We start from the raw sequence: 25,190 nt of genomic DNA, 5'->3' as shown, positions 1-25,190 counted from the left end.
ATGGTCTCGGCTCAGCGCTGGCGCGCGGGCGGCGGAACCGTGATCTTCACCTGCTCGCCGTTGTTGCCGGGGAAGCCGGTGAACATCGCCTCGACGAGGTTCGGAACCAGCGTCCTCAGATCGTCGGTGCGCGAGCGGGCCTTGGCCGTCCCCTCGAACACCTTCTGGCCATCGCCGGCGCGGCGGATGTCGAGATCGAGGAAGCTGTTGTAGACGGTGTAGACGTCGATATCGTCATAGCCGATGCCCCAGAACGGATCGTCCCAGCCAAAATAGAAGGGGCTGCGCCGGCCGTAATAGCCGAAGCGCGAGTAATAGGGACGATAGCCGAAGCGGCCGTAGCCGAGGCCATAACCATAGCCGAACGGACGACCGAAGCCCGGCCGCTCGATGATCTGCTGGCGGCCCTCGTCGACGCCGTAATCGAGCGACACGACCAGAGTGGCGGCATCGCGCGACGACGCCTCGCTATAGCCCTGGGCGATCAGGTGCTGGCGCACGAGGGCGGCATATTGCGAGAACTCAAGGCCGCCGCGTTCCGCCGGATCGGCGGATTCGATGACGAACGACTGGCCCTGCGGCGCCGGCATCTGCTGGAAGCGGGAGACCTGCGCCGGAAAGCCGGTCGCGCAGCCGCCGAGCGCCAGCAAGGCGACCGGTGCGGCGAGGCTCAGAAGTTTCTTCGGGAGAGACATGGAGACGCGACCTTTCGGAAGGAGCCGGAACGGCACCATATAGAACTGGTCGACGATATAGAACGGTCTGGCTGAACGGACGCTGAAGGATCGTTCGACGGTTCTGGCTTTATCGCGTAATCACAGGCACTTGCGCGCCGCGCTTGATGGCTGGGCAGTTGCCCCAGCCGGTGCTTCAGCGCTGCAGGCCGAGCGCTTCATAGGCGTTGAGAAGAGTCGGCCGGCCGAGCTCGGCGGCGCGGGCGGACCCGCGCTCGAGGATCGCGTCGAGCTCGCCCGGATTCGCGTTCAATTCGTCCAGCCGCTGCTTGATCGGCCGCATCGTCTCGACGAGCAGCTCCGCCAGCGCCGGCTTGAACGCGCCGAAGCCCTGGCCGCCGTGCTGATCGAGCACGCCCTGCGCTTCCTGGCCGGTGAGCGCCGCGTAGATGGCGACGAGGTTGCGCGCCTCGGGCCGTCCCTCGAGACCGTCGACTCCGTCCGGGAGCGGGTCGGCATCGGTTTTCGCCTTGCGGATCTTCTGCGCGATCAGGTCGCTGTCGTCAGTGAGGTTGACCCGGCTCATGTCCGACGGATCGGACTTGGACATCTTGGCGGTGCCGTCGCGGAGCGACATCACCCGGGCCCCGGCCTTGCCGATCAGCGGCTCGGGGAGGGTGAAGAGATCGACCGCGAAATCGGTGTTGAACTTCGTGGCGATGTCGCGGGCGAGCTCGAGATGCTGCTTCTGGTCCTCGCCCACCGGCACGTGAGTCGCCTGGTAGAGCAGCACGTCAGCCGCCATCAGCACCGGATAGGCGAAGAGGCCGACGCTCACCGCCTCGCGGTTCTTGCCCGATTTTTCCTTGAACTGGGTCATCCGGTTCAGCCAGCCCATCCGCGCGGTGCCGTTGAGCAGCCAGGCGAGCTCGGCATGGGCGGGAACGCGCGCCTGGTTGAACAGGATCGAGCGCTGCGGATCGATGCCGCAGGCGATCAGCGCCGCGGCCATGGCGCGGACGTTGGCGCGCAGCTCCGCCGGATCATTGTACACGGTGATCGCGTGGAGATCGGCGAGGAAGAACAGGCATTCGCCTTCGTCCTGCATCGCCACCCAGCGCTTGATCGCGCCGAGATAGTTGCCGAGGTGGAGGTTGCCGGTCGGCTGGATGCCCGAGACGATGCGCATCGGGCGAGAGGAAGGATCAGCCGGCATCTTCAACGGGCCTCTTGCGGCGAAGGAGGGCCTTGAAGGCGTCCTTGTCGAGCCCTCCAATCACCCAGACCAGGGGGAAATAGACGGCCATGCCGGCGCCGACGATGGCGATCACGCCGATCATGCGCTTGGCGACGCCGCCGGTGAACCAATCGCCCAGCACCATCCGGACGGCAATCAGCGCGCCGACCATGGCCGCCGCCGCGACGAGCTGCCGCGCGACGCGACCGGCAAGCCAGCCCTGGATGCGGAAGTGGCCGCGGCGATGAAGGATGACGTAGAGGATGACGCAGTTCAGCCAGCTGGCGATGGCGATGGCCGCGGCGAGGCCGGCGATGCCGAACGGCGGGATCAGGACGAAGTTCAGCACCACGTTGGCGAGCAGCACGAAGGCGGCGGTCTTGACCGGGGTGGCGGTGTCCTGACGCGAGTAGAAGCCCGGCGTCAGCACCTTGACCAGGACGTAGGCGGGGAGGCCAAGGACGATGATGCTGAGCACCAGCGCGGTGATCCGCACGTCGTCCGGCCTGAACTCGCCACCCTGGAACAGCGCGCCGATCAGCGGCTCCGCCGCGACGCACAGCGCCAGCGCGGCGGGCAGGCAGAGCAGCATGGCGAGTTCGGTCGCCTCGCCCTGGACCCGCGCCGCCTTGTCATTGTCGCCGGCCCCGACGTGACGGCTGACCTGCGGCAGGATGGCGGTGCCGAGCGCGGCGCCGATGACGCCGAGCGGAAGCTGGTTTAGACGATCGGCGTAGTTGAACCAGCTCATCGCACCGGTGCCGATCCGCGCCAGGAAGAAGGTGTCGATGAAGGCGCTGATCTGATAGACGCCGGCGCCGAGCGTCGCCGGTATGACGACGCGGACGAATTGGCGAACGCCGGGAGTCATCTGCGGCCTGCGCAGACGCAGCGAGATGCCGGCGCGCCGCGCCGCGGCGATCAGCAGGGCCAACTGGATGACGCCGCCGACGGTGACGCCGATCGCCAGCGCCGTCGCCGTGACCGCGCCGCCGTCGGGCACCAGCAGCATCGCGCCCAGCATCGCGAGATTCAGCAGAGCGGGCGCGAACGCCGCCGCAGTGAAGCGGGTCAGGCTGTTGAGGATGCCGGAGAAAAGCGAAACCAGGCTGATCAGCAGCAAATAGGGGAAGGTGACCCGGGTGAGAAAGGTCGCCAGCGCCAGCTTTTCCCCGCCGTAGCCGGAGATCGCGGCGACGACTGGGCCCATGATCACTTCGAAGACGAGGGTGAAGAGGACGAGGGTGGGCAGGAACACCGCCAGCACCTCTTCCGAGAACTTCTTGGCTTCCTCAGCGCCGCCCTCGCCATGGTAGCGCTGGCTGAACAGCGGCACGAAGCCGGCCGAGAAGGCGCCTTCGCCGAACAGCCGCCGGAAGGTATTGGGCAGCCGGAAGGCGACCAGGAAGGCGTCGGCCGCCGCGCTCGCGCCCATGATGCGCGACATCAGCATCTCGCGCCCGAAACCGGCGACGCGGCTCACCATGGTGAGCCCGCCGATCGTGCCGACAGCCTTCCAGATATTCACGGTGCGTGCTTCCTAAAGGGGATCAGGCTTCGCCGCCGATCTCGCCGGCCGTGCCGCCGCCTTGCTCGGCGAGGTGCTGGGCCATGCGCTGCATGAACAGCGCGCCGAAGTCGATCGGCTCGAGCAGGAGCGGCGGGAAGCCGCCGTCCTGGACCGTGTGGTTCACGATCTGGCGCGCGAAGGGGAAGAGAATCCGCGGCGCTTCGGCGAGCAGGAACGGCTGAACCTGCTCGGCGGGAACGTTGCGCATGCCGACCAGGCCGGCATAGAGCAGGTCGACGACGAAGGCGGTCTGACCGTCGAGGGTCGAGCGCACCTCGATCTTCAGCGCGACCTCGTGGATCTCGTCGTTGAGCTGGGTCGCCCCGATGTTGAAATCGACCTCGATCTGAGGCTGGCCCTGCCATTGGTAGACGGCCGGCGCGTTCGGGTTCTCGAACGAGAGATCCTTCACATATTGCGAGATGATCCCGGCCTGGGGCGCGGTGTCGGCGCCGTTCGGTTCCTGCTCAAACGCGCCTTCCGCGCCCTGCTCTTCGGCCATGTCTTGGTGCTTTCGATTGCGATTGGATGACGGCCGCTCGGCCGTGCCCGGCGCGGGTAGCAGGAGCGCCGGGGCGGTGCAACAGCGGGCGGGCTCCGGACGAGGGACCCGCAGCGCATTTGAAACCTTGATGTTCAGCGCCTATGTAGGAGGCTGTCCTTCTCGGAGATGACGGTGACGATCGAGATTGTGCTTCTGGCAATGGTGGCCCTGTTCGTTGGCCTGCGCCTCTATTCGGTGCTCGGCCGGCGCACCGGCCATGAGCAGCAGCCGATCCTTCGTCCCGCCGAGACCGCCCCTTCGTCCGAAAGCACCGCGCCGGTGGCGGACGTCGCCGCCGATCGCACCGAGGCGACGGGCCTGGTCTACGAGGAAGGGGCCGCGAGCGGCGTGCGCGCGATCGTTTCCGCGGATCCCGCGTTCGACGTCGGCCGCTTCGTCGAGGGCGCCCAGGGCGCCTATCGCATGATCCTCGAGGCGTTCTGGCGCGGCGATCGCGACGAGCTTCGCTATCTCGCCGCCGCCGACGTCTATGCGGCCTTCGAGAGCGCGATCGCGGAGCGCGAGGCTGCCGGCGAGCGGCTCGACAACCGCCTGGTCGCGATCGAGCGCGCGGTGATCCAGGATGCCCGTCTGAACGGCCGCGTCGCGGAGATCGACGTGCGCTTCGATGCCGACATCGCCGCCGTGACGCGCGACCGCGACGGCAACGTCATCGCCGGGACGCTGACCGATGCGATCCCGACGCACGACGTCTGGACCTTCCGCCGCACGCTCGGCAGCGCCGATCCGAACTGGATGCTGGTCGAGACCGACGAGGCCTGAGCGCGCTTCCCTAAAGGCCGCCGCCGCGGCTATGCCTCGGCTGTGAGACGCACCGAATCGACCGAGCAACAAGGGGATCGGCGCCGTCGGCGCAGCCGGATCCGCTTCCGTCACCTGCCGCTGTTCGCGGGCATCGTGTTCGCGCTCGCGGGCTGCGCGCAGAAGACCGTGCCGCCTGCGGGCACCACGCCGCCGCCGAAGGAGGCTCCCCCCCAGCCGGCGGAGCCGCCCAAGCCGCAGACCGCGACCGAAGCGGGCGTGACGGCGGGGCCGAGCCTCGCCGCGCTGCTGCCCGCCGAGGCCGAGGCGGCCTATCGCGCCTTCCGGATCAGCTGCCCCGCCGTCACCAAGCGCACGGACGCGAGCGGCCTCACCCGGCCCGAGGACTGGCGGGCGGCCTGCGAGCCGCTCCCCCCGGAGGCGAGCAGCGGCGAAGCCTTCGCCGCCTGGTTCCGCGACCGTTTCGAGCTCGTCCAGGTCGGCGACGGGGCCGCCTTCGTCACCGGCTATTTCGAGCCGGAAATCGCCGGTTCGCGGGTACGCCAGCCGGGCTATGAGGTTCCGGTCTATCGCAAGCCCGAGGACCTCGTCGAGGTCGATGCGGCGACGGCGGCGGCCGCGGGCACGCCCCGCCGAGGACGCCTCGAGAACGGCGTCATAGTGCCTTATTTCGAGCGCAGCGAGATCGAGGACGGGATCCTCGCCGGGCGCGGGCTCGAGATCGGCTGGGCGGCCGATCCGATCGACTTCTTCTTCCTCCAGATCCAGGGTTCGGGGCGGCTGCGCCTGCCCGACGGCGGCGTGATGCGGATCGGCTATGCCGGGCAGAACGGCCGGGAATATGTCGGCATCGGCAAGCTGATGAAGGATCGCGGCCTGCTCGGCCCCGGCCAGACCAGCATGCAGGGGATCGTCGCGTGGCTGCGCGAGCATCCCGAGGAAGGCCGCGCGATCATGCGCGAGAACAAGAGCTACATCTTCTTCCAGGAGCTCACGGGGCCGGGACCGCTCGGCGCTTTGGGCCTGCCGGTGACGGCGCGGCGCACCGTCGCCGCCGATCCGAAGTTCGTGCCGCTCGGTGCGCCGGTCTTCCTCGACCTCGATCGGCGGGAGGCGAGCGGCGTCTGGGTCGCGCAGGATACGGGCGGGGCGATCAAGGGCGCGAACCGCTTCGATACCTTCTGGGGCGCGGGCGAGGATGCGGCGCGCACCGCGGGCGGAATGCAGGGACGGGGGCGTGCCTATATCCTGGTTCCCAAGGGAACCCTCGCGCGCCTCCATGCGACGCCTCAGCCCTGACGAGCGGCAGCTCTGGGAGAAGGTCGTCCAGAGCGTCCGGCCGATACGACCGCGACCAGCGCCTGCCGCCGCGGCGCCCGCGCCGCCGCCGGTCCCGCCGCCGCCTGCATCCCCCGGGCGCGTCGCAACCCCGGCGCCCCGCAGCGCGCCCGTGCAGGCGCCTCCTCCGGCTCCGGGCACGACGCTCGACGGCAGCTGGGACCGCCGCCTCTCGCGCGGCGTCGTCGCGCCGGACTTCGTGCTCGACCTTCACGGCCACAATCTCGCCACCGCCTATGATCTGCTCGACCGGCGGCTCGAGATGGCGATCGGTGCCGGCGCCCGCCTGCTGCTGCTGATCACCGGCAAGCCGCCGCAGGGAGACCGATCGGAGCGGCCGGTGAAGCGGGGCGCGATCCGCGCCGCGGTGGGCGACTGGCTCGCGGCCTCCCGGCACGCCAGGGACATAGCGGCGGTGCGCAACGCCCATCCGCGGCACGGGGGCGCCGGCGCGCTGTACATCGTGCTGCGCCGCCGCCGCTAGCATCTGGCTTGGCCGAATACCAATTGGTAACGGGCATCGCGTAATTTCCCGCGCAAAGCGCCCCAAGGGGAAGGAGGCGCAGGGCAAGCGGGGCGTGCCGACGCGATGAGTGCAAGCTGGACCAGGTTGGCCAACGGGCTCCTCAGCGTGTTCGCCGGAGTCTCGGCCTTCATCCTCACCCTGCTCGGCTTCCTGCTGCTCGGCCGGCTCGACCAGCAGATCGTCGCCTCGCTGTTCATCGGCCTGTTCGCCTTGCTGCTCGTCCGCGTGGCGACCGAGCGGCCGAATTCCAGCCACGCCCGCGCCGTCGCGGCGCTGATCGATCGCCTGCTTGCTGTCGCGCGCGGCGATCTGAGCTCGCCCGCACCGCCGCTGGTCCGCAAGGAGCTTCCGGCACTGGCATCGGCGGTCGACGGCCTGTTCGATCAGGTGCGCACCAGCCTCGACAATTTCCACGCCCTGGCGATGTACGATCCGGTCACGACGCTGCCGAACCGGCTCCACTTCCGCAAGGAGGCGGAACGGATCCTCGCCGGCCGTGCGCTCGATCAGCAGCCGGCGCTGCTGTTCATCGATCTGGACGGCTTCAAGGAGGTCAACGACCGCCTCGGCCACGCCCAGGGCGACCAGGTGCTGATCATGGTCGCCAACCGGCTGCGCGAGGTGGTGCGGGCGGAGAGCCAGGCGGGGAGCCTCAACCAGCCTCTGCTCGCCCGTCTGGCCGGGGACGAGTTCACGCTGCTGCTTCCCGATTCCGGGCGTGAAGAGGCGGAGCGGATTGCGTCGCAGGTGCTGGAAGCCCTTACCGAGCCTTTTCGATCGCCCTGCCAGACCAGCCACATGGGCGCCTCGATCGGTGTCGCCCTGTGCCCGGCGCACGGCGACGATCTCACCAGCCTGATGAAGGCGGCCGACATCGCCATGTACCACGCCAAGGAGAGCGGCCGCGCCCGCGCCTGCCTGTACGATCCCGAGCTTGCCCGCGTGTCGATGGAGCGCGCCGCCCTGCAGGGCGAACTCGGCGAGGCGATCGCCGCCGGAGCCCTGGAGCTGGTCTACCGCCCGCAGCTCTGCCTGCGGAGCGGAGCGATCCTCGCCGGCGAAGCCCTGGTCCAGTGGAACCGCCCAGGCGGTCCGCTGCTGCTCGACCGGCTGCCGGCGATGGTCCAGGACGCGGCGCTGGCGCAGGCGCTCGGCGAATGGACGCTCGACGCCGCGGTCAAGGCGTGCGCCAGGTGGCGGGCGGCGGGCCTCGACCAGCCGCTGAGCGTCCGCCTTCCCGATTGCGACATCGGCCGTTTCGATCTCGCCGCGCGGCTCACCTCGGCGTTCGACGGCTGGGGAGGGGATCCCTGGCCCCTCGAGCTCGAGCTCGTCCAGGGGCAGATTGCCGCCTTGTCGGTCGGCGCCCATCTCCAGCTCGCCATGCTGCGCGAAAGCGGCGTCGGCATCGCGATCGGCGGCTTCGGCGGCGGGAAGGCGAACCTCCCGGCGCTGGTCGGCTTCGCCGCCGACAAGGTGAAGCTCGATCCGGCGCTGCTGATCGACATCGACACGTCCGATCGCGCCCGGATCGTCGCCGCCAGCCTGGTCCAGATGGTGCGAGCGCTAGGAAGTACGACGGTGGCCGGGCCCGTCGAGCGCCAGGAGCAACTGGAGGTGCTGCGCGCGATCGGCTGCGACGCAGTGCAGGGCTTCCTGCGCGTCGAGCCGCTCGACGAGGCGACGTTCATCGCCTGGGTCGCCGGCCAGGATTGCGCCGGCAGCCTCGCCCGGGTCTCCTGAGGAGATCGGATCAGGCGAGGGCGTTGCGCAGGATGCGGGCGTAAATCCTGGCGAGACCGGCGATGTCCTCGACCGCCGCCGCCTCGTCCAGCTTGTGCATGGTCGCGTTGGGCAGGCCGAAATCCACGACCGGACAAAGAGCGATCAGGAACCGGCCGTCCGACGTGCCGCCGCTGGTCGAGAGCGTCGGCTCGACCCCGGTCTCCTCGCGGATCGCCTCGGTCACCAGCTCGTACAGCCGCCCCGGCGGGGTGAGGAACGCCTCACCCGAGATCTTCGCCTCTACGGTCGCGCCCGGCGCATGTTCGGCGGCGATCCGGCGGACGAGGGCGACCAGCTCCTCCCCGCGATGGAGATTGTTGAAGCGGATGTTGAGCTGGGCCGTGGCGCTGCCGGGGATGATGTTGGTGGCGCGGCTGCTCGTCTCGAGGGCCGTGATCTCCAGGTTCGAGGCCTGGAAGGCCTCGGTGCCGTCGTCGAGGTGAACTGCCTCGAGCGCCGTGATCAGCCGTGCGAGCTTCGGCACCGGGTTCTCCGCCCGGTGCGGATAGGCGACGTGGCCCTGAACACCGGGAACGGTGACCCACATGTTGACGGTGCCGCGGCGGCCGATCTTCACCACGTCGCCGAGCCGCGCCTCGGAGGTCGGTTCGCCGATCAGGATCATGTCGGGCTGGATATTGCGCTCGGCCATCCAGGCCATGATCGCGCGGGTGCCGTGAACTGCCGGTCCCTCCTCGTCGCCGGTGATCAGCAGGCTGACCGTGCCCGGATGGTCCGTGACGGCGGCGCAGGCGGCGACGAAGGCCGCGACTCCGCCCTTCATGTCGACGGCGCCGCGGCCGTAGAGGAGATTGCCGCGGATCTCCGGGTGAAACGGATCGCCGCTCCAGCCTTCCCCCGGCGGCACGACGTCGAGATGCCCGGCAAAGGCGAAATGCGGGCCGCCGCTGCCGCGGGTCGCGACCATGTTCTCGACCGGGCCGTCAGGCGCCTCGCCGGCGAAGAAGCGATGCACCTCGAAACCGAGCGGCTTCAGGGCGGCCTCCAGCACGTCAAACACGCCGGCGGAGCGCGGGGTGATGCTCGGGCAGGCGATCAGTCTTGCGGTGAGGTCCACCGGGTCGATAGCGTCGGTCATGGCCGCCGGCCTAGAGCCTGACCTTAAACGGGGAAAGACCCGCCATGCCGAAACTCGATCTCGACGCCATCCCGCCGATCAACCGCACCTCCTATCCGGCGCCGTTCGCCGAGCCGATGGCGAAGCGCGCGTTCCGACGCCTCGCGCCGGCGGCGGGCATCGAGGATTTCGGCGCGAGCCACGTCACGCTGCAGCCGGGCGGGATCTCAAGCCAGCGGCACTGGCACGAAGGCGAGGACGAGCTGGTGGTGATGCTGACGGGCGAGGCGGTGCTGGTCGAGGACGGGACGGAGACCGTGCTTCGCGCCGGCGACGTCGCCGCCTTCCCGAAGGGCGTCCCGAACGGCCACCACCTCGTCAACCGCAGCGGCGCCGATTGCGTCTTCCTCGCCGTCGGACGCCCTCCGACCAGCGACTGCCATTATTCGGACATCGACCTGCGCTTCGAGGGCGCCACCGGCCGCTACACCCGGCGGGACGGCACGCCTTATTGAGCCTGCTCCGGCTCCTCGTATTTTTCGATGACCCAGGGCTCCTCCTGCGCCGCCTCATACCATTGCTGCATCCAGGGGTGGGCGAGGATCGTCTCGACATAGGCCGCGGCGAAGCGGGGCAGGGGAACGGAATAGGTGACGAAACGGGTCACCACCGGCGCGAACATGATGTCGACCGCGCCGAACGTGCCGAACAGATAGGGGCCCCCTGCGCCGTGGCGGGCGCGGGCCTGCGCCCACAGCTCGAAGATCCGGACCAGCTCGGCCCGGACGTTTTCGGAAAGCTCGCGGGGCGGATGGCGCTTGCGCAGGTTCATGCCGCATTCGGTGCGCAGATTCTCGTAGCTCGAATGCATCTCGGCCGCCATCGAGCGCGCCATGCCGCGGGCGACCTCGTCCCTGGGCCAGTAGCGGTAGCGATCGGTCTTGTCGGCGAGCCATTCGACGATCGCCAGGCTGTCCCAGATCACCGCCTTGTCGTCCCACAGGATCGGGACCTTGCCGCCCGAAGGCGCGAATTCCTGCCCCTCGCGGCGACGATCCCATTCCTCGTCGAACATCGGAACGGTGATCTCCTCGAACGGCAGGCCCGATTGCTTGACCGCCAGCCAGCCGCGCAGAGACCAGGAGGAATAAGCCTTGTTGCCGATGATGAGCTTGAGCATCGTCTCTCCCGCCTGACCTGACGCCTGTCGAGTTCCCGAGGCGCGCTAGAGTTCCACCGCGAGGCGCAAAAGAAAAGGCCGCCAGCCCTTGCGGACGGCGGCCTCTCCTTTGGATCCGATCGCGAAGATCAGGCTTCGCTCGAAGCCTCGCCTTCGCCGCCGGTGTTCTCGGCGGTGTCGGTCGGGATCTCGCCCGGCTCGGCGTTCGGATCGCGATCCTCGGTGAAGCCGGCGGTGCCACGGTCGAACATCGCTGCCATCACGTCGACGCCCTGCGCCTGCAGCTCGGCCTCTTCGGGCGAGCGGGCGACGTTGACGTGGATGGTCACCGAAACCTCCGGGTGGAGGGCGATCCGGACGTCCTGCATGCCGATCGCCTTGATCGGACGGTCGAGGACGATCTGGTTCTTCGCCACCTTGTGGCCGTCGGCTTCCAGCGCTTCCGCGAGGTCGCGGGCCGAGACCGAGCCGTAAAGCTGGCCGGTGTTCGACGCCTGACGGATCAGCTGGATGGTGACGCCGTCGATGCCCTTCGATTCCTTTTCCGCGGCCGAGCGACGCTCGGCGTTCTGCGCTTCGATGCGCTCACGGTTGGATTCGAAGACCTTGCGGTTGGCGTCGTTGGCGCGCAGCGCCTTGCCGTTGGGCAGCAGGAAGTTGCGGGCGAACCCGTTCTTCACCTTGACGACGTCGCCGATGGCGCCGAGCTTCTCGATCCTCTCGAGCAGAATGACTTCCATTGCTCGCGCTCCTTATTTCACGACGTAGGGGAGGAGGCCGAGATGGCGGGCGCGCTTGATCGCCTGGGCGAGCTCGCGCTGCTTCTTGGCCGAAACCGCGGTGATGCGGCTGGGAACGATCTTACCGCGCTCAGAGACGAAGCCCTGGAGCAGGCGAACGTCCTTGTAGTCGATCCGGGGAGCTTCCTTGCCCGAGAAAGGGCAGCTCTTGCGGCGGCGGAAAAATGGGCGTGCCATGTTGCTGTCCTTCTCTCTTACGCGTCGGCTTCTTCGCGGCGCGGAGCACGGTCGCCCCGGTCGTCGCGGTCGCGGCCACGGCCGCCGCGGTCACCACGATCGCCGCGGTCGCGCTCGCTGCGCTCGTTGCGGCGCATCATCGCCGAGGGGCCCTGCTCATGCTCGTCGACTCGGACGGTCATGTAGCGGATGATGTCCTCGTTGATCTGCGTCTGGCGCTCGAGCTCGGCGACGACGTTGGAGGGGGCGGTGAAATCGAGGGCGACGTAATGCGCCTTGCGATTCTTGGCGATGCGGTAGGCGAGGCCGCGCAGGCCCCACGTCTCGGTCTTCACGACCTGGCCGCCATTGCTCTCGATGATGTTGGTGGCGGTTTCCGCCAGCGCGTCGACCTGGCTCTGGGCCAGATCCTGACGCGCGAGAAAGACATGCTCGTAAAGCGGCATGTATCTGCGTCCTTGTGTTGGCCGATCGCTGACGCCGCCCTATGCGGACGCCCCTCCGGCTGTCGTCTTCGATTCATTCGCAAAAATGAAGCGGGGCGGGAGAGCTCGAGCCCTCCGCCCCGTGGCGGCCCCATGGCCGATGCAGCGCGAAAAAGCAAGCCCGGCTTGCGCTGCGGGGTGCTGCTGGCCTAGCAGCCGCGCCAACAGGAGGAACGCATGCGTGCATTCATTTTCCCGGGCCAGGGCAGCCAGGCGGTCGGGATGGGCAAGGCGCTGGCCGAGGCGAGCAACGTCGCCCGCGAGCTGTTCGAGGAAGTGGACGAGGCGCTCGGCCAGAATCTCGCACGGCTGATGGCCGAGGGCCCGATCGAGGATCTCACCCTGACCGAGAATGCGCAGCCGGCGATCATGGCCAATGCCGTCGCCACCCTGCGCGTCTCTGGAATTCCGATCTCGAAGGCCGATTTCGTCGCCGGCCACAGCCTCGGCGAATATTCGGCTTTGTGCGCAGCCGGATCGTTCGACGTCGCCACGACCGCGCGGCTGCTCAAGCTGCGCGGCCGGGCGATGCAGGCGGCGGTTCCGGTCGGGGAGGGGGCGATGGCCGCCTTGCTCGGCGCGACCCTGGACGTCGCGCAGGCGGTCGCCGCGGCAGCGGCGGAGGGCGAAATCTGCACCGTTGCCAACGACAACGACCCGAGCCAGGTCGTGATCTCGGGCCACCGCGGCGCGGTCGAGCGGGCGCTCGGCATCGCCAAGGAAATGGGCGCCAAGCGGGCCGTGCTTCTGCCGGTCTCGGCGCCGTTCCACTCGCCGCTGATGGAGCCGGCGGCGCGGGCGATGGAGCAGGCGCTCGGCGAGACCGCGATCGCCGATCCGGCGGTGGCGCTCTACGCCAACGTCACCGCTGCGCCGGTACGCGAGGGCGACGAGATTCGCAGGCTGCTGGTCGAGCAGGTCACCGGCATGGTGCGCTGGCGCGAGAGCGTGGCGGCGATGGCCGAAGCCGGCGTCGACCATTTCGTCGAGTTCGGCGGCAAGGTGCTGGGGCCGATGGTGAAGCGCATCGCGCCCGACGCACGGGTGACGAGCGTCGTCTCGATGGACGACGTGGACGCGCTGGTGAAGGAGATTTGAGAATGTTCGACTTGAGTGGAATGACCGCGCTGGTGACCGGCGCCTCGGGCGGCATCGGCTCGGCGATCGCTCGTGGGCTGGCGGAGCGCGGCGCCCGCGTCGCGCTCTCCGGAACCCGCGAGGCGGCGCTGCAGGCGGTGGCGGGCGAGATCGGCGGCGATCCGGTGATCCTTCCGGCCAATCTCTCCGACAGCGCGGCGGTCGACGGCCTGGTGCCGCAGGCGGTCGAGGCGCTCGGCAAGCTCGACATATTGATCAACAATGCCGGCGTTACCCGCGACAATCTGGCGATGCGGATGAAGGACGAGGAATGGGCGGACGTGATCCGCATCAACCTCGAGGCGGGCTTCCGTCTTTCGCGCGCCGCGCTGAAGCCGATGATGCGCGCCAAGTTCGGCCGGATCATCTCGATCACCTCGGTGGTCGGCGCCACCGGCAATCCGGGCCAGGCGAATTACGCCGCCTCCAAGGCCGGTCTGGTGGGCATGTCCAAGGCGCTCGCCCAGGAGGTCGCCAGCCGCAACATCACCGTCAACTGCATCGCGCCCGGCTTCATCCGCTCGGCGATGACCGACGCCTTGCCGGACAGCCAGAAGGAAGCCCTGATGGGGCGCATCCCGGCGGGCCGGCTCGGCGAAGGCGACGACATCGCCGCGGCCGCCGTCTACCTCGCCAGCCGCGAGGCCGGCTATGTCACGGGGCAGACGCTGCACGTGAACGGCGGCATGGCGATGCTCTGAGCAGGCCGGTGCCTGTTCCGCAATCAAACGTTACGCCCCTTGCCAGCCCCCTCGGGGAGCGGCTAGGGCAGTCGCAAACAAAGCCTAGGGAAGGGTAGAATATGAGCGAGACCGCCGACCGCGTGAAGAAGATCGTCGTCGAGCACCTCGGCGTCGAAGCCGACAAGGTGACCGAGGACGCCAGCTTCATCGACGATCTGGGCGCCGACAGCCTCGACATCGTCGAGCTGGTGATGGCTTTCGAGGAAGAGTTCGGGGTCGAGATCCCGGACGATGCGGCCGAGAAGATCACCACCGTCCGCGACGCCATCGAATATATCGACAACAACAAGGCCTGAGCTTTCCGGCTCTCCAGGCCGGCGGTGCTCGAGCCGCTTTGACGAACGGCTCCCCGTCATCGCCGGGGGGCCGTTTTGACTTTTGATCCCGGGAGTTTCCTGATGCGCCGCGTAGTCGTCACTGGTCTTGGCATGGTGTCCCCGCTCGGGGCCGACATCGAGACGAGCTGGAAGAACATCCTCGCCTCGAAGAGCGGGGCCGCGCGAATCACGCATTTCGATCCGAGCGAATACGCCTGCCAGATCGCCTGCGAGGTGAAATCGGCGGACCATGAATATGGCTTCGATCCGAACAAGCGCGTCGACCACAAGGTCCAGCGCCAGGTCGATCCGTTCATCGTCTACGGCATCGACGCCGCCGGCCAGGCGCTCGAGGATGCCGGCCTGACCGACATGAGCGAGGAAGAGCGTTATCGCGCCGGCGTCTCGATCGGCTCAGGCATCGGCGGCCTGCCCGGCATCGAGAAGGAATCCCTGGTCCTGCATGAGAAGGGGCCGCGCCGCGTCAGCCCGCACTTCGTGCATGGGCGCCTGATCAACCTGATCTCCGGCCAGGTTTCGATCAAATACGGGCTGATGGGGCCGAATCATGCGGTCGTCACCGCCTGCTCGACCGGCGCTCATTCGATCGGCGACGCAGCGCGCATGATCATGCTCGACGACGCGGACGTGATGGTCGCCGGCGGCGCCGAGGCCGCGATCTGCCCGATCGGCATCGCCGGCTTCGCCCAGGCGCGGGCGCTTTCCACCCAGTTCAACGACCAGCCGGAGCGTGCCTCGCGTCCCTACGACAAGGACCGCGACGGCTTCGTGATGGGCGAGGGCGCCGGCGTGGTGGTGCTCGAGGAATATGAGCACGCCAAGAAGCGCGGCGCCAAGATCTATGCAGAGGTGGTCGGCTACGGCATGTCCGGCGACGCCTATCACGTCACCGCGCCGCACCCGGAAGGCGCCGGCGGCTTCCGGGCCATGCAGGTCGCGATGAAGCGCTCGGGGCTCGATCTCGGCGACATCGACTATATCAACGCCCACGGCACCTCGACGCCGCTCGGCGACGAGCTGGAGCTCGGCGCGGTGCGCCGGCTGTTCGGCAACAACATCGCCAACCTGTCGATGAGCTCGACCAAGTCGGCGATCGGCCACCTGCTCGGCGGCGCGGGCGCCGTCGAGGCGATCTTCTGCATCCTCGCGCTGCGCGACCAGATCGTCCCGCCGACGCTCAACCTCGAGAATCCGAGCGAGGGCACGACCGGCGTCGACCTGGTGCCGCTGGTCGCCAAGGAGCGCAAGGTGAAGGCCGTGCTCAACAACAGCTTCGGCTTCGGCGGCACCAACGCCAGCCTGGTCATGAAGGCGGTCTGATCCCTTCATGAAGAAGCTCCTCGTCCTCGGCCTGCTGGTCGGGGCGGCGATCGTCGCCGGCCTCTACTTCATCCAGGGATGGAGCGCGTCGGGGCCGGCGAGAGCGCCGGTGAGCGTCGTCATCGCGCCGGGCTCGAGCCTCGCCTCCGCGGCGGAGCAGCTCGAGGACGCGGGCGTGATCGGCTCGTCGCAGCGTTTCCTGCTCCAGGCGAAACTGTTCGGCGGGGGCGCGCCGATCCAGGCCGGCGAATTCGAATTTCCCGCCCGGGCGAGCCATTCGCAAGTCCTGGCCATGCTGCAGACCGGCAAGACGCTGCAGCGCATGGTGACGGTGCCCGAAGGCCTGCCCTCCGTGCTGGTGCACGAGCGGCTGATGAACGCTCCGGCGCTGACCGGCGACGCGCCGGTGCCGGAGGAGGGCTCGGTGCTGCCCGACAGCTACAGCTACCAGCGGGACGAGCCGCGGGCGGCGGTGCTGGAGCGGATGCAAAAGGCGATGCGCGACACTCTGGCCGAGCTGTGGCCGAAGCGCAGCCCCAACAGCGTCGTGAAATCGCCTGAAGAGGCGGTGATCCTCGCCTCGATCGTCGAGAAGGAGACCGGCAAGGCCTCCGAGCGGCCGATGATCGCCGGAGTCTATTCGAACCGGGTCCGGATCGGGATGAAGCTCGATGCCGATCCCACCGTCATCTACCCGATCACCAAGGGACGGCCGCTCGGAAGGCGCATCCTGCGCTCCGAGCTCCAGGCGCAGAACGGCTACAACACCTATGCGATGGCCGGGCTGCCGGTCGGCCCCATCGCCAATCCGGGACGCGAGTCGATTCGCGCGGTCCTCAACCCGGCGGAAACCGACGCGCTCTATTTCGTCGCGGACGGGACGGGCGGGCACATCTTCGCGAGCACGCTCGCCGAGCACAATGCCAATGTGCAGAAATGGTATGCCCTGCGCCGCGCCCGCGGCGAAATGTGAGGCGGCGGAAGCGCCGCTCGCCCGTCAGCGAGCAGGTCTAGAGGGTAAGTCGCCGGCGCTCGATCCTGGCCTCGCTGCCTTCCGGCCGGGCGCAGCGGAACGGCTCGACCGACACTCTCCGGCTCTCCAGGCTGACCTGGATGGCCATCATGTCGTCGACCATCATGCCGACATGGTCCTCGCAGAAGAGAAGGTCGCCGCGGTGGAGCGGCGCATCGTCGGGGAGCGGCTCGCCCAGCCGGCGCTGATGATCGACGTCGCGCGGGCAATCGATCCCGCAGAGCTGCAGCGACAGCTGGACCAGGCCGGCGCAATCGATGCCATGGATCGTGCGGCCGCCGGGACGATAGGGCGCGCCGAGCAGGCGCTGGGCGACGATCACCGGATCATCCTCGTGCCGGTCGACGCGCTGGAGATAGGCGAGGGGGACGCAGCCCGCCTCGATGTGCAGCATCGCGCCGTGCGGCTCGCCGTGCAGCCGGCTGCCCATCGGCAGGGTCGCGAGCGGCGGCGAGAGGGGATCGCCGCACGTCTGGATCGGTGCGCCGGCCTCGACGACCACGTGGGTTGGCTCAAGCGGATCGGCGAGCTCGATCGCCTCGATATAGCCCACGCGGTGATCGAGCAGGCTGTATCCCCAGGCCCAGCCGGAGGTGATGTCGAGCACCGCGAACTTCTCGCCCGGAAGGAGCTCAGAGACCGCGGCGGCGTCGTCCTGCGGCTCGGCCCTGAGCGGGGTCGGCAGCAGGCCGCAGTCGCGGATCAGCGGGCGCGCGTAATGCGGCGCGAACAGCCGGCCGGCGAGCCCGACGTCGGCGATGTCCTTGCGCCAGGCGTGAATTCGCGGGTCGAGGACGATCGAGGGACCGTCGAGCGAGAAGCGCTCAGTGCTGGAGGAGGATACCCCGTTCCTTGGCGGTTCGGCGGCCGGCGCCGTCCTGCTGCTCGATATTGCGTTCGAAGCGCTCAAGGAACTCCTGCCCTATGCTGGTCTTTGCGACGAATACGTTGCGGCGATCTGCCTCGTCGCGGACCCGGCGCAGATAGCCGAGCGTGCCCAGGGTATTCAAGGCGCGTGTGATGACGGGCTTCGATACGCCCAGGGTGTGGGCAAGGCCCCGCACCGTATGGGGGCCGGGCGTCAGATAGACGATCATCAGCAGCGCCATCTGGCGATTGGTGAGATCCGGTTGCCCCGAGCGGACGTATCCGATGAGGGTCTGCATCCAGCTCCTGAGGCCGCGCTCTGACACTGGTTCTTCTCCGATTTCGGACGGCGTCTGTTTCGGGCGTACAACCAGTCAGATCGTTTTTCGTTTCGTACCCTATTGAGAATTCGGCGCAAAAACGGCTGCAAATCGTCAGGCGCCGAAACGGGCGGAAAGAACGGCCCAGGCGGCCCTCAGTCCAAGCGCCTCGCCGCCCTTCGGACGACCCGGTTTCGCCGAGGAGCGCCAGGCGAAAGTGTCGAAATGCGCCCAGGGCGTGCCGGCGGGGACGAAGCGCCGCAGGAAGAGGGCCGCGGTGACGGCGCCGGCCATCGGCGCCTCGGAGACATTGCCGAGATCGGCGATGTCGGAGGAGAGCATCTCGTCATAGCCGTCCCACAGCGGCATCCGCCAGAGAGGGTCGGAGACTTCGGACCCTGCGGTGAGCAGCGACTCGGCCAAGGCATCATCATTGGCGAACATCGCCGGAAGGTCCGGACCGAGCGCGACACGGGCGGCGCCGGTCAGCGTCGCGAAATCGAGGATCAGCGCGGGGTCGCCCTCGCCGGCGCGGGTCAACGCGTCGCCGAGGATGAGCCGGCCTTCCGCATCGGTGTTGCCGATCTCCACGGTCAGGCCCTTGCGGCTCCTCAGCACGTCGCCCGGCCGGAAGGCTGCGCCGGACACGGCATTTTCCACCGCGGGGACGAGGACATGGAGGCGGACCGGCAGCCGGGACTTCATTACCAGCCTGGCGAGCGCGAGGACGTGGGCCGCGCCGCCCATGTCTTTCTTCATCAGCCGCATGCCCGATGCCGGCTTGATGTCGAGGCCGCCGCTGTCGAAGCAGACGCCCTTGCCGACCAACGCGATCCGCGGATGGGCGGGGTTGCCCCATTCGATCTCGATCAGGCGAGGGGCCCGGTCGGCGCTCGCCGCGCGGCCCACGGCGGCGATCATCGGGAAGCCTTCGTCGAGCGCCCGGCCGGCGGTGACGACGACCTCGGCGCCGCATTCCGCCGCGACGGCGCGAGCGGCCTGCTCGAGCTCCGCGGGTCCGAGATCGCCGGCGGGGGTGTTGACCAGATCGCGCACGAGCGCGGTCGCTTCGGCGAGCAGAATTGCCTCGTCGGTGCGCGCCGGTTCGGCGGTGAGCAGGATGCGCGGTCCCTTTGGCGCCTTCGGCGCCTTGTACCTATCGAAGCTGTACTGGGCGAGCAGCCATCCCAGCGCGGCGGATCCCGGAGCGATACCGTCGAGCCGGTAGCGACCTTCGGGGAGCGTCTCGGCGGCCCTGGCGAGCGACCAGGGCCCGAGCGCCGCCGCGTCCTTGACGCCGGCCGCGGCAGACCATTCCGCGCCGTCGCCGGGCAGGATCGCGATCTGGTTTTCCTCGCCGCGGAACGCCTGCGCCTGGACGGCCTGCCGGACGCGATCGGGCTGCGAGGTCAGCCACGCGTCGTAGCCGTTTCGATCGACGAGGACGATGGAGGTGGCAGGCTCGCCCTTGTCGGCGAGGAGGAGCGGCTGGAAGTCGGTCATGACCCAGCCTTAGGGACAGGCGCGGACCAGAAAAAGGGTGCTTGTCGCCGCAGCATGGCGACTCATCGCCGAAGGCGCTTGGCCCCCATCGCCGGGCCGGCGGCGGCAGGCGGTCGCTTCTCCTGCACAACAGCAGACGAGGAACGACCTGGACCAGGAAGAGGATCGGCCAGTCAGCGACCCCGGGCACGCGGGTTCCGGCCGGGGCGGCTTCCGAAGCGCGCTTCGCCAGCGAAGCGAGCATCCAAAGCGCCAAGCCGGGTCTCACCTATGGGAATGACCTGGACCAGTGTTTTCGCTCCGCCGCCTTGGACAGAAAGGCAAGCACGGCCTCAGTCCAGGGCGTTCGTTCGCGCGCCCAGCGGTGCGTCGGCGGCGTACATCACCGTCTTCAGGTTCATGAATTCGTGCATGCCGTAGGGGCCGAGCTCGCGCCCGTGACCGGAGCGCTTGATACCGCCGAACGGCGCCTCGGGAGAGGAGGCGAGCATCTGGTTGATCGCCGTCATGCCGGCCTCGATGTCGCGGACGAAGCGTCGCTGCTCGCCTTCGTCGCGGGTCCAAACCGAGGAGCCGAGGCCAAACGGTATGTCGTTGGCGATGCGGATCGCCTCGTCGATGTCGGCAGCGCGGAACACCATGGCGATCGGACCGAAGATCTCCTCGTGCATCAGCGGGCTGTCGAGCGGCACGTCGGTGAGGATGCCGGCGCTGAGATAGGCGCCGTCGGCGGTCGGCTCACCGCCGAACAGCAAGGTCGCGCCCAGCGACTTCGCTTCCTCGAGCTGCTCGAGGACGGTGTCGCGCTGCTCGAAGCTGGAGAGGGGCCCCATGTCGATCGCGGGATCGAACGGATCGCCTGCCTTCACCGCACGCATCCCGTCCGAGAAACGCGCCATGAAGGCGTCGTAGACGTCGGCATGGACGATCATCCGCTTGGCGCAGATGCAGGACTGGCCGCTGTTCTGGATCCGCGCCTTCACCGCCTGCGCCACGGCTGCATCGAGATCGGCCGACGGCATGACGATGAACGGATCGGAGCCGCCAAGCTCGAGCACCACCTTCTTCAGCGCCCGGCCGGCCGCTTCGGCGACCGAGGCGCCGGCGGCTTCGCTGCCGGTCAGAGTCACCGCCGCGATCCGATCGTCGGCGATGACCCCGGCGACGGCGGAGGATTTGATCGCGAGATTCTGGAACAGGCCGTCGGGCGCGCCGGCCGCGGTGACCATCTCCTCGAGCAGCCCGGCGACGCCCTGCACGATGCTGGCATGCTTCAGCAGGCCGACATTGCCGGCCATGATCGCCGGAGCGAGGAAGCGGACCGCCTGCCAATAAGGGAAGTTCCACGGCATGATCGCGAGCACCGGGCCGATCGGCAGCCAGTGGAGCTCGGCCGTGCCGCCGCCAGTCAGGCTCTGGCGCTTCGGCGCGAGCATGGCGGGTCCGTGCTCGGCATAGACCCGGAAGCCGGCGGCGCATTTGTCGACCTCGGCCAAAGCGGTGGCGAGAGTCTTGCCCATCTCGAGCGAGGCCATGCGGGCGAGCCGCTCGCGCTCGACCTCGAAGCGGTCGGCGATGCGGGCGAGGAGGGCGGTGCGTTCCTCGAGCGGCGTGGTGCGCCAGTGGCGGAAGGCCGCAGCCGCCCTGGCGAGCTTCGCGTCGAGCTCGGCTGGCGTCAGCTCGGGATAGGTGGCGATCTCTGCTCCGGTGGCTGGGTTGACGCTTCTGAACATCGTTCCTCCAGTTCGCGCAGCCCGGGCGCGGATCAGCTGACCGGGACTCCGAAGAGATCGTGCTCGTCCGCGTCCTCGATCAGGACGCGCAGGATGTCGCCCGGGCTCGCCTCGGCTGCGTCGCGCAGGTGGACCTCGCCGTCAATCTCCGGCGCGTCCGCCTGGGAGCGTCCGGACGCGCCGCCCTCGCCGTCGGCCACGTCGATGATGACGTCGATCTCGCGACCGACCTTGGCCTGGAGCTTCGCGGCGGAGATGCGCGCGGTGGTCTCCATCAGGCGCGCGTAGCGCTCTTCCTTGACCTCTTCGGGCACCACGCCGGGAAGGGCGTTGGCGGCTGCGCCGGTCACCGGCTCGAAGCGGAAGCCGCCGACCCGGTCGAGCTGCGCTTCCTCGAGCCATTGCAGGAGATATTCGAAATCGGCGTCCGTCTCGCCGGGGAAGCCGACGACGAAGGAGGAGCGGATGGCGATGTCCGGGCAGATCTCGCGCCAGGCGCGGATCCGCTCGAGCACCTTGGCCTCGTTCGCAGGCCGCTTCATCGCCTTCAGCACCGAGGGCGCGGCGTGCTGAAAGGGAATGTCGAGATAGGGAGTGACGAGTCCCTCGGCCATCAGCGGGATGACCTGATCGACGTGCGGATAGGGATAGACGTAGTGGAGGCGCACCCAGGCGCCGAGCTTGCCGAGCTCGCGCGCCAGATCGGTCATGTGCGCGCGGACCTCGCCACCCTTCCAGGGCCAGGCCGCGTGGCGCAGGTCGACGCCATAGGCCGAGGTGTCCTGGCTGATGACCAGCAGCTCCTTCGTGCCGGCGGCGACCAGCTTCTCCGCCTCGCGCAGGATGGCGTCCGGACGGCGGCTGACCAGATCCCCGCGGATCGACGGGATGATGCAGAAGCTGCAGCGGTGATTGCAGCCCTCTGAGATCTTCAGATAGGAATAATGGCGCGGGGTGAGCTTGAGCCCGCTCTCCGGCACCAGGTTCAGATAGGCCGACGGCGGCATCGGGGCGGCGACGTGCACCGCGCCCACGACGCTTTCATATTGATGCGGCCCGGTGATCGCGAGGACCTCCGGAAACTTCTGCCGGATGACCTCGGCCTCGTTGCCCATGCAGCCGGTGACGATGACGCGGCCGTTCTCGGCGATCGCCTCGCCGATCGCCGCCAGGCTCTCCTCCTTCGCGGAGTCGAGGAAGCCGCAGGTGTTGACGAGCACGACGTCGGCCTCCTCATATTCCGAGGAGAGCTGATATCCGTCGGAGCGCAGCTTGGTGAGGATGCGCTCGGAATCGACCAGCGCCTTGGGGCAGCCGAGCGAAACCATGCCGACTTTCGGCGGAGTGGGAAGCGTGAGAGTCATGGATGGCGCGCAGATAGGAGCGAAAAGGGGCTTTTTCTAGGCTACGCAGCCAATTGGAGCATCGGGCTTCGAGACCGGCGCTCGGACATGGGCAGGTTCGAAGCGGCCAGGGTGTTTCGCGTCAGGCGGCGGCCCGGGCTCCGGTCCCGAGGAAGTCGGCCAGCTCGGGCGCCGAGAGGGGCTTGCTGATGAAGAAGCCCTGGGCGGTGTCGCAGCCCATCTCCCGGAGGCGATCGAGGCATTCCTGATCCTCAATGCCCTCGGCGACCACCTTGAGGCCCAGCTCGTGCGCCATCGCGATCGTCGAGCGGACCATGATCGCGTTGCGAGTGTCGCTCGCAATGGTCTGGACGAAGCTCTTGTCGATCTTGAGCTCGGTCGCGGGAAGGGTCTGCAGATAGCCGAGCGACGACTGGCCGGTGCCGTAGTCGTCGATCGAGATTCGAACGCCGAGGGCGCGCCAGCTCTCCAGCGCAGCGATGGCCCGGGCCGGGTCGTTCATCGCGGCGCTTTCCGTCACCTCGATCGTGATCCGCTCCGGCGGGACGGGGCTGGTACGCAATGCTTCGCGGACCGACTCGATGAAGCCATGGTCGGCCAGCACGCTCGCCGAGACGTTGACGGCGACATTGATCGGGTGGCCGCGCTCCTGCCAGCTCCAGGCGTCCTCGAGCGCCTGTTGGAGCACGTGACGGGTCAGGTCCGCCGCCCGGCCATGCTCCTCGACCAGGGGGATGAACTTGTCGGGGCCAATCGGGCCACGCTGCGCATGGTTCCACCGCACCAGCGCTTCGACGCTGAGCACCTTGCCCGAGTGCAGATCGAGCTTGGGCTGATAGGCGTTCCACAGCTCTCCGCTGGCCATTGCGGCGTCGAGCTCGCCGAGCAGCGAAAGCTGCAGCGTCGCCTCTTCGCTATCGGCCTCGGTGAACTTCTGCCAGCGATTGCCCCGCTGCGCGGCATGGACGGCGGCGAGCGCCGCGTCGGCGACCAGCTGCTTCACACTGCTGCCGGCGAGATTCTCGCTCCCCGAGAGGCCGAAGGTGAGCGAGACGTCCACCAGACGCCCGCACTCGACAGGCGCGCGCATCAGCGCGGCGGCGGCCTCCAGCCGGCCGTCGAGACTGCTTTCGTCGTCGGGCGTCTCGATCCACGCCAGCGCTGCCGTATCCACCCGGTAGATGTGCATGTCGCCGCAGGCGAGCCTCAGGCGATCCGCGACCCGCAGGATCAGCTTCGCGGTGGCTTCATCGCCGAGGCCGGAGGCGATCATCGCGAAATGTTCGATGTGCGCCACGACGATATTGGCCTGGGCGCGTCCGGCGAGCGCGCCTTCGAGGGCGGCGAGGTTGGGGAGGCCGGTGGCCGCGTCCGTCGTCTCCTTGCGGCGGGCACGCTGGGCAAGGAGCGCCGCGCCGTTCAGGCCGATCACGGTGGCGGCGCTGCCGAGTGCGGGCGCAAGCGCCATCGACACGGCGAAAAAATGTTCGCTGGCCAGCGGGATGAGCGGCAGTACCGCGGTCGCGGCACCGAAGCCTGCCAGCCGGCGCGGGCTCGCCGCCTTGCGGAGAATACCGGCCGCAGCGGCAAGGGCGAGCAGCAGCATGCCGCCGCCGCTCCACGACTGCGGGATCGGCCCCTGCATGAGGGTTTCCGCGGCCAGCGCCTGGATCACGACGCCGGGGATGACCCCGTGCCGCGGGGTTGCATAATAATCGCGGATTTCGATCGCGGTGGCACCGATTATCACTCGCTTGCCGGCCAATGCGGCGGCCGGGACGCGGCCGGTTACCAGATCGATCAGGCTGTGGCGCGGGATCGTCTCCGGCCTGATCGAATAATCGATGTCGAACGCCTCGCCCGTATCGGCGGGCACCTCGGCCGTCAGGTTGGCAAGGGAAGGGCGGGGGGTCCCGCCCGTCACCGTCCCCAGGGGCATCTGACGGACGTAGCCGCTGGCATCCGGACGGACGTTCACGCCGGCGAGGAAAGCGTTTTCTTCTAGTATTTTGATCGGGATGTTTTCGACGGATTCTTCGCTGGTGCTATCGGCAGCCTGACGGAAGGTGGCAAGATAGACGCTCCCTCCCGCCCGCTTCAGCGCGGCGGCGAAGGCCGCGTCCTCGCGCGGATCTGACGCGGCCGAGAAATCGACGTCGAAGCCGATCGTCCGGGCCCCGGCGGCGCGCAGCTGGTCGACCGCTCGCCCGTGCACGCTGCGCGGCAGCGGCCACTTCGTGAGCGCGGCCAGGCTCTTGGCATCGATCTCGACGACGTGGATCTCGCCCGTGGCGTCATGGGCACGCACGGCGTAGCGAACGTCCTGGAGGATGCGGTCCACTCCGGCCCCCGCGCCGGTGAGCAGGATGGTAGCGCCGACCAGCGCCGCGGCGGCGAGCACCGCGATCTGTGGAAGTGCGAAGGGCAGGCGGCCCGAGCGCTCGTCCAGATCGGCCTGCAGCATCATCGGATCGCCAGCCCGACGCCGGGGAAGGCGCAGCATTGCGAATGCCATAGGAGCCGCCTCGATCAGCGATCGAGCTTGCGGGACGATTTGTCTTCGTGCTTCTCGAACCGGTCGCCAGCGTCCCTGCCGGACCATTCGGCCGCACGGCTTCCCGAGCGCTCATGGTCCTTGCCGGACTTGTCGCTGTC

The 25,190-nt window shown here is 68.6% G+C and carries 25 protein-coding genes; 10 read left to right on the top strand and 15 right to left on the bottom strand.

The features are described from left to right. Positions 1-11 precede the first annotated feature (11 nt). From E2493_RS16465 to secB, 4 genes are all read right to left on the bottom strand, one after another. Positions 12-695 carry a DUF4136 domain-containing protein gene (locus E2493_RS16465; RefSeq protein ID WP_135088921.1) on the bottom strand — a complete coding sequence of 228 codons (684 nt, stop codon included), beginning with the start codon at positions 693-695 and terminating at the stop codon, positions 12-14. A gap of 175 nt (positions 696-870) precedes the next feature. Next, positions 871-1,863 (bottom strand): tryptophan--tRNA ligase, encoded by a 993-nt coding sequence (gene trpS / locus E2493_RS16460; RefSeq protein WP_135088918.1) that lies wholly within the window; start codon positions 1,861-1,863, stop codon positions 871-873. 16 nt (positions 1,864-1,879) lie between these two features. Next, on the bottom strand, positions 1,880-3,439 hold the full coding sequence (murJ, locus tag E2493_RS16455) for a murein biosynthesis integral membrane protein MurJ (RefSeq protein WP_135088915.1): 1,560 nt from the start codon (positions 3,437-3,439) through the stop codon (positions 1,880-1,882). Between the two features lie 22 nt (positions 3,440-3,461). Beyond that, a complete protein-coding gene (gene secB, locus E2493_RS16450) occupies positions 3,462-3,983 on the bottom strand; it encodes a protein-export chaperone SecB (RefSeq protein WP_135088912.1) in 522 nt (173 codons plus the stop codon). Between the two features lie 168 nt (positions 3,984-4,151). Here secB and E2493_RS16445 point away from each other — a divergent pair, with 168 nt between their 5' ends. The 4 genes from E2493_RS16445 (at position 4,152) to E2493_RS16430 (ending at position 8,415) form a co-directional block, all read left to right on the top strand. Then, positions 4,152-4,808 (top strand): Tim44/TimA family putative adaptor protein, encoded by a 657-nt coding sequence (locus E2493_RS16445; protein WP_135088910.1) that lies wholly within the window; start codon positions 4,152-4,154, stop codon positions 4,806-4,808. 99 nt (positions 4,809-4,907) lie between these two features. Beyond that, the gene (mltA, locus tag E2493_RS16440) at positions 4,908-6,107 is read left to right on the top strand and encodes a murein transglycosylase A (protein ID WP_135088968.1); all 1,200 of its coding nucleotides are present in this window, start codon (positions 4,908-4,910) and stop codon (positions 6,105-6,107) included. Then, complete coding sequence (locus tag E2493_RS16435; protein WP_135088907.1) at positions 6,088-6,630, top strand: Smr/MutS family protein; 543 nt, start codon at positions 6,088-6,090, stop codon at positions 6,628-6,630. The genes mltA and E2493_RS16435 overlap by 20 nt, the downstream gene beginning before the upstream one ends. 126 nt (positions 6,631-6,756) lie before the next feature. Further along, entirely contained in the window at positions 6,757-8,415 is a 1,659-nt protein-coding gene (locus E2493_RS16430; RefSeq protein ID WP_167737582.1) for a putative bifunctional diguanylate cyclase/phosphodiesterase, read from the top strand. 10 nt (positions 8,416-8,425) lie between these two features. On the opposite strand, the gene dapE is transcribed toward E2493_RS16430, so the two are convergent. After that, positions 8,426-9,556: a succinyl-diaminopimelate desuccinylase gene (gene dapE, locus E2493_RS16425; protein WP_135088902.1), complete on the bottom strand. Its 1,131-nt coding sequence runs from the start codon at positions 9,554-9,556 to the stop codon at positions 8,426-8,428. A gap of 44 nt (positions 9,557-9,600) precedes the next feature. Between dapE and E2493_RS16420 the strand changes: the two genes are divergently transcribed. After that, a complete protein-coding gene (locus E2493_RS16420) occupies positions 9,601-10,050 on the top strand; it encodes a cupin domain-containing protein (RefSeq protein ID WP_135088899.1) in 450 nt (149 codons plus the stop codon). Here the strand turns inward: E2493_RS16420 and E2493_RS16415 are convergent. The 4 genes from E2493_RS16415 to rpsF form a co-directional block, all read right to left on the bottom strand. Next, a complete protein-coding gene (locus E2493_RS16415) occupies positions 10,044-10,715 on the bottom strand; it encodes a glutathione S-transferase family protein (RefSeq protein ID WP_135088896.1) in 672 nt (223 codons plus the stop codon). The two genes, E2493_RS16420 and E2493_RS16415, sit on opposite strands and share 7 nt — an antisense overlap. A 128-nt stretch (positions 10,716-10,843) precedes the next feature. Continuing rightward, positions 10,844-11,455, bottom strand: coding sequence for a 50S ribosomal protein L9 (gene rplI, locus E2493_RS16410; RefSeq protein ID WP_135088893.1), 612 nt, complete (start codon positions 11,453-11,455; stop codon positions 10,844-10,846). A gap of 12 nt (positions 11,456-11,467) precedes the next feature. After that, positions 11,468-11,692 carry a 30S ribosomal protein S18 gene (gene rpsR / locus E2493_RS16405; RefSeq protein WP_135088890.1) on the bottom strand — a complete coding sequence of 75 codons (225 nt, stop codon included), beginning with the start codon at positions 11,690-11,692 and terminating at the stop codon, positions 11,468-11,470. 17 nt (positions 11,693-11,709) lie between these two features. Further along, the gene (rpsF, locus tag E2493_RS16400) at positions 11,710-12,138 is read right to left on the bottom strand and encodes a 30S ribosomal protein S6 (protein ID WP_135088887.1); all 429 of its coding nucleotides are present in this window, start codon (positions 12,136-12,138) and stop codon (positions 11,710-11,712) included. Between the two features lie 216 nt (positions 12,139-12,354). On the opposite strand from rpsF, the gene fabD reads away from it, so the two are divergent. The 5 genes from fabD to mltG all read left to right on the top strand — a co-directional run bounded on the left by fabD (position 12,355) and on the right by mltG (position 16,688). Beyond that, on the top strand, positions 12,355-13,275 hold the full coding sequence (gene fabD, locus E2493_RS16395; protein WP_135088884.1) for an ACP S-malonyltransferase: 921 nt from the start codon (positions 12,355-12,357) through the stop codon (positions 13,273-13,275). Between the two features lie 2 nt (positions 13,276-13,277). Beyond that, complete coding sequence (fabG, locus tag E2493_RS16390) at positions 13,278-14,015, top strand: 3-oxoacyl-[acyl-carrier-protein] reductase (protein WP_135088881.1); 738 nt, start codon at positions 13,278-13,280, stop codon at positions 14,013-14,015. A 101-nt stretch (positions 14,016-14,116) separates the two neighbouring features. Further along, on the top strand, positions 14,117-14,353 hold the full coding sequence (locus E2493_RS16385; RefSeq protein WP_135088878.1) for an acyl carrier protein: 237 nt from the start codon (positions 14,117-14,119) through the stop codon (positions 14,351-14,353). 102 nt (positions 14,354-14,455) lie between these two features. Then, positions 14,456-15,715, top strand: a complete 1,260-nt coding sequence (fabF, locus tag E2493_RS16380; protein WP_135088876.1) for a beta-ketoacyl-ACP synthase II — start codon at positions 14,456-14,458, stop codon at positions 15,713-15,715. Positions 15,716-15,722: 7 nt separating this feature from the next. Then, positions 15,723-16,688: an endolytic transglycosylase MltG gene (gene mltG, locus E2493_RS16375; protein ID WP_135088873.1), complete on the top strand. Its 966-nt coding sequence runs from the start codon at positions 15,723-15,725 to the stop codon at positions 16,686-16,688. Between the two features lie 37 nt (positions 16,689-16,725). Here mltG and E2493_RS16370 read toward each other — a convergent pair whose 3' ends face one another. From E2493_RS16370 to E2493_RS16345, 6 genes are all read right to left on the bottom strand, one after another. After that, positions 16,726-17,658, bottom strand: a complete 933-nt coding sequence (locus tag E2493_RS16370) for a C40 family peptidase (RefSeq protein WP_135088870.1) — start codon at positions 17,656-17,658, stop codon at positions 16,726-16,728. Beyond that, entirely contained in the window at positions 17,573-17,914 is a 342-nt protein-coding gene (locus E2493_RS16365) for a MarR family transcriptional regulator (protein ID WP_135088867.1), read from the bottom strand. The genes E2493_RS16370 and E2493_RS16365 overlap by 86 nt, the downstream gene beginning before the upstream one ends. A gap of 135 nt (positions 17,915-18,049) precedes the next feature. Then, positions 18,050-19,438 (bottom strand): leucyl aminopeptidase family protein, encoded by a 1,389-nt coding sequence (locus E2493_RS16360; protein ID WP_135088864.1) that lies wholly within the window; start codon positions 19,436-19,438, stop codon positions 18,050-18,052. A 332-nt stretch (positions 19,439-19,770) separates the two neighbouring features. After that, positions 19,771-21,171: an NAD-dependent succinate-semialdehyde dehydrogenase gene (locus E2493_RS16355; RefSeq protein WP_135088861.1), complete on the bottom strand. Its 1,401-nt coding sequence runs from the start codon at positions 21,169-21,171 to the stop codon at positions 19,771-19,773. Between the two features lie 32 nt (positions 21,172-21,203). Further along, on the bottom strand, positions 21,204-22,535 hold the full coding sequence (gene rimO / locus E2493_RS16350; protein ID WP_135088858.1) for a 30S ribosomal protein S12 methylthiotransferase RimO: 1,332 nt from the start codon (positions 22,533-22,535) through the stop codon (positions 21,204-21,206). A gap of 121 nt (positions 22,536-22,656) precedes the next feature. Further along, positions 22,657-25,050 (bottom strand): EAL domain-containing protein, encoded by a 2,394-nt coding sequence (locus E2493_RS16345; RefSeq protein WP_167737581.1) that lies wholly within the window; start codon positions 25,048-25,050, stop codon positions 22,657-22,659. Positions 25,051-25,190: the final 140 nt, after the last annotated feature.

The organism is Sphingomonas parva (ex Maeng et al. 2020) (assembly GCF_004564275.1).
Taxonomy (GTDB): domain Bacteria; phylum Pseudomonadota; class Alphaproteobacteria; order Sphingomonadales; family Sphingomonadaceae; genus Allosphingosinicella; species Allosphingosinicella parva.
The sequence above is the reverse complement of the archived record's forward strand: the minus strand, read 5'-3'. Positions and strand labels throughout refer to the sequence as shown.

Coding starts and splice junctions, on each gene's coding strand:
- E2493_RS16415 (WP_135088896.1), bottom strand. CDS start 10,715: ATGCTCAAGCTCATCATCGGCAACAAGGCTTATTCCTCCTGGTCTCTG.
- trpS (WP_135088918.1), bottom strand. CDS start 1,863: ATGCGCATCGTCTCGGGCATCCAGCCGACCGGCAACCTCCACCTCGGC.
- fabD (WP_135088884.1), top strand. CDS start 12,355: ATGCGTGCATTCATTTTCCCGGGCCAGGGCAGCCAGGCGGTCGGGATG.
- mltG (WP_135088873.1), top strand. CDS start 15,723: ATGAAGAAGCTCCTCGTCCTCGGCCTGCTGGTCGGGGCGGCGATCGTC.
- E2493_RS16365 (WP_135088867.1), bottom strand. CDS start 17,914: ATGCAGACCCTCATCGGATACGTCCGCTCGGGGCAACCGGATCTCACC.
- rpsR (WP_135088890.1), bottom strand. CDS start 11,692: ATGGCACGCCCATTTTTCCGCCGCCGCAAGAGCTGCCCTTTCTCGGGC.
- E2493_RS16465 (WP_135088921.1), bottom strand. CDS start 695: ATGTCTCTCCCGAAGAAACTTCTGAGCCTCGCCGCACCGGTCGCCTTG.
- rplI (WP_135088893.1), bottom strand. CDS start 11,455: ATGGAAGTCATTCTGCTCGAGAGGATCGAGAAGCTCGGCGCCATCGGC.
- E2493_RS16345 (WP_167737581.1), bottom strand. CDS start 25,050: ATGGCATTCGCAATGCTGCGCCTTCCCCGGCGTCGGGCTGGCGATCCG.
- E2493_RS16435 (WP_135088907.1), top strand. CDS start 6,088: ATGCGACGCCTCAGCCCTGACGAGCGGCAGCTCTGGGAGAAGGTCGTC.
- fabG (WP_135088881.1), top strand. CDS start 13,278: ATGTTCGACTTGAGTGGAATGACCGCGCTGGTGACCGGCGCCTCGGGC.
- rimO (WP_135088858.1), bottom strand. CDS start 22,535: ATGACTCTCACGCTTCCCACTCCGCCGAAAGTCGGCATGGTTTCGCTC.
- rpsF (WP_135088887.1), bottom strand. CDS start 12,138: ATGCCGCTTTACGAGCATGTCTTTCTCGCGCGTCAGGATCTGGCCCAG.
- E2493_RS16445 (WP_135088910.1), top strand. CDS start 4,152: ATGACGGTGACGATCGAGATTGTGCTTCTGGCAATGGTGGCCCTGTTC.
- E2493_RS16385 (WP_135088878.1), top strand. CDS start 14,117: ATGAGCGAGACCGCCGACCGCGTGAAGAAGATCGTCGTCGAGCACCTC.
- E2493_RS16360 (WP_135088864.1), bottom strand. CDS start 19,438: ATGACCGACTTCCAGCCGCTCCTCCTCGCCGACAAGGGCGAGCCTGCC.
- secB (WP_135088912.1), bottom strand. CDS start 3,983: ATGGCCGAAGAGCAGGGCGCGGAAGGCGCGTTTGAGCAGGAACCGAAC.
- dapE (WP_135088902.1), bottom strand. CDS start 9,556: ATGACCGACGCTATCGACCCGGTGGACCTCACCGCAAGACTGATCGCC.
- E2493_RS16420 (WP_135088899.1), top strand. CDS start 9,601: ATGCCGAAACTCGATCTCGACGCCATCCCGCCGATCAACCGCACCTCC.
- E2493_RS16355 (WP_135088861.1), bottom strand. CDS start 21,171: ATGTTCAGAAGCGTCAACCCAGCCACCGGAGCAGAGATCGCCACCTAT.
- fabF (WP_135088876.1), top strand. CDS start 14,456: ATGCGCCGCGTAGTCGTCACTGGTCTTGGCATGGTGTCCCCGCTCGGG.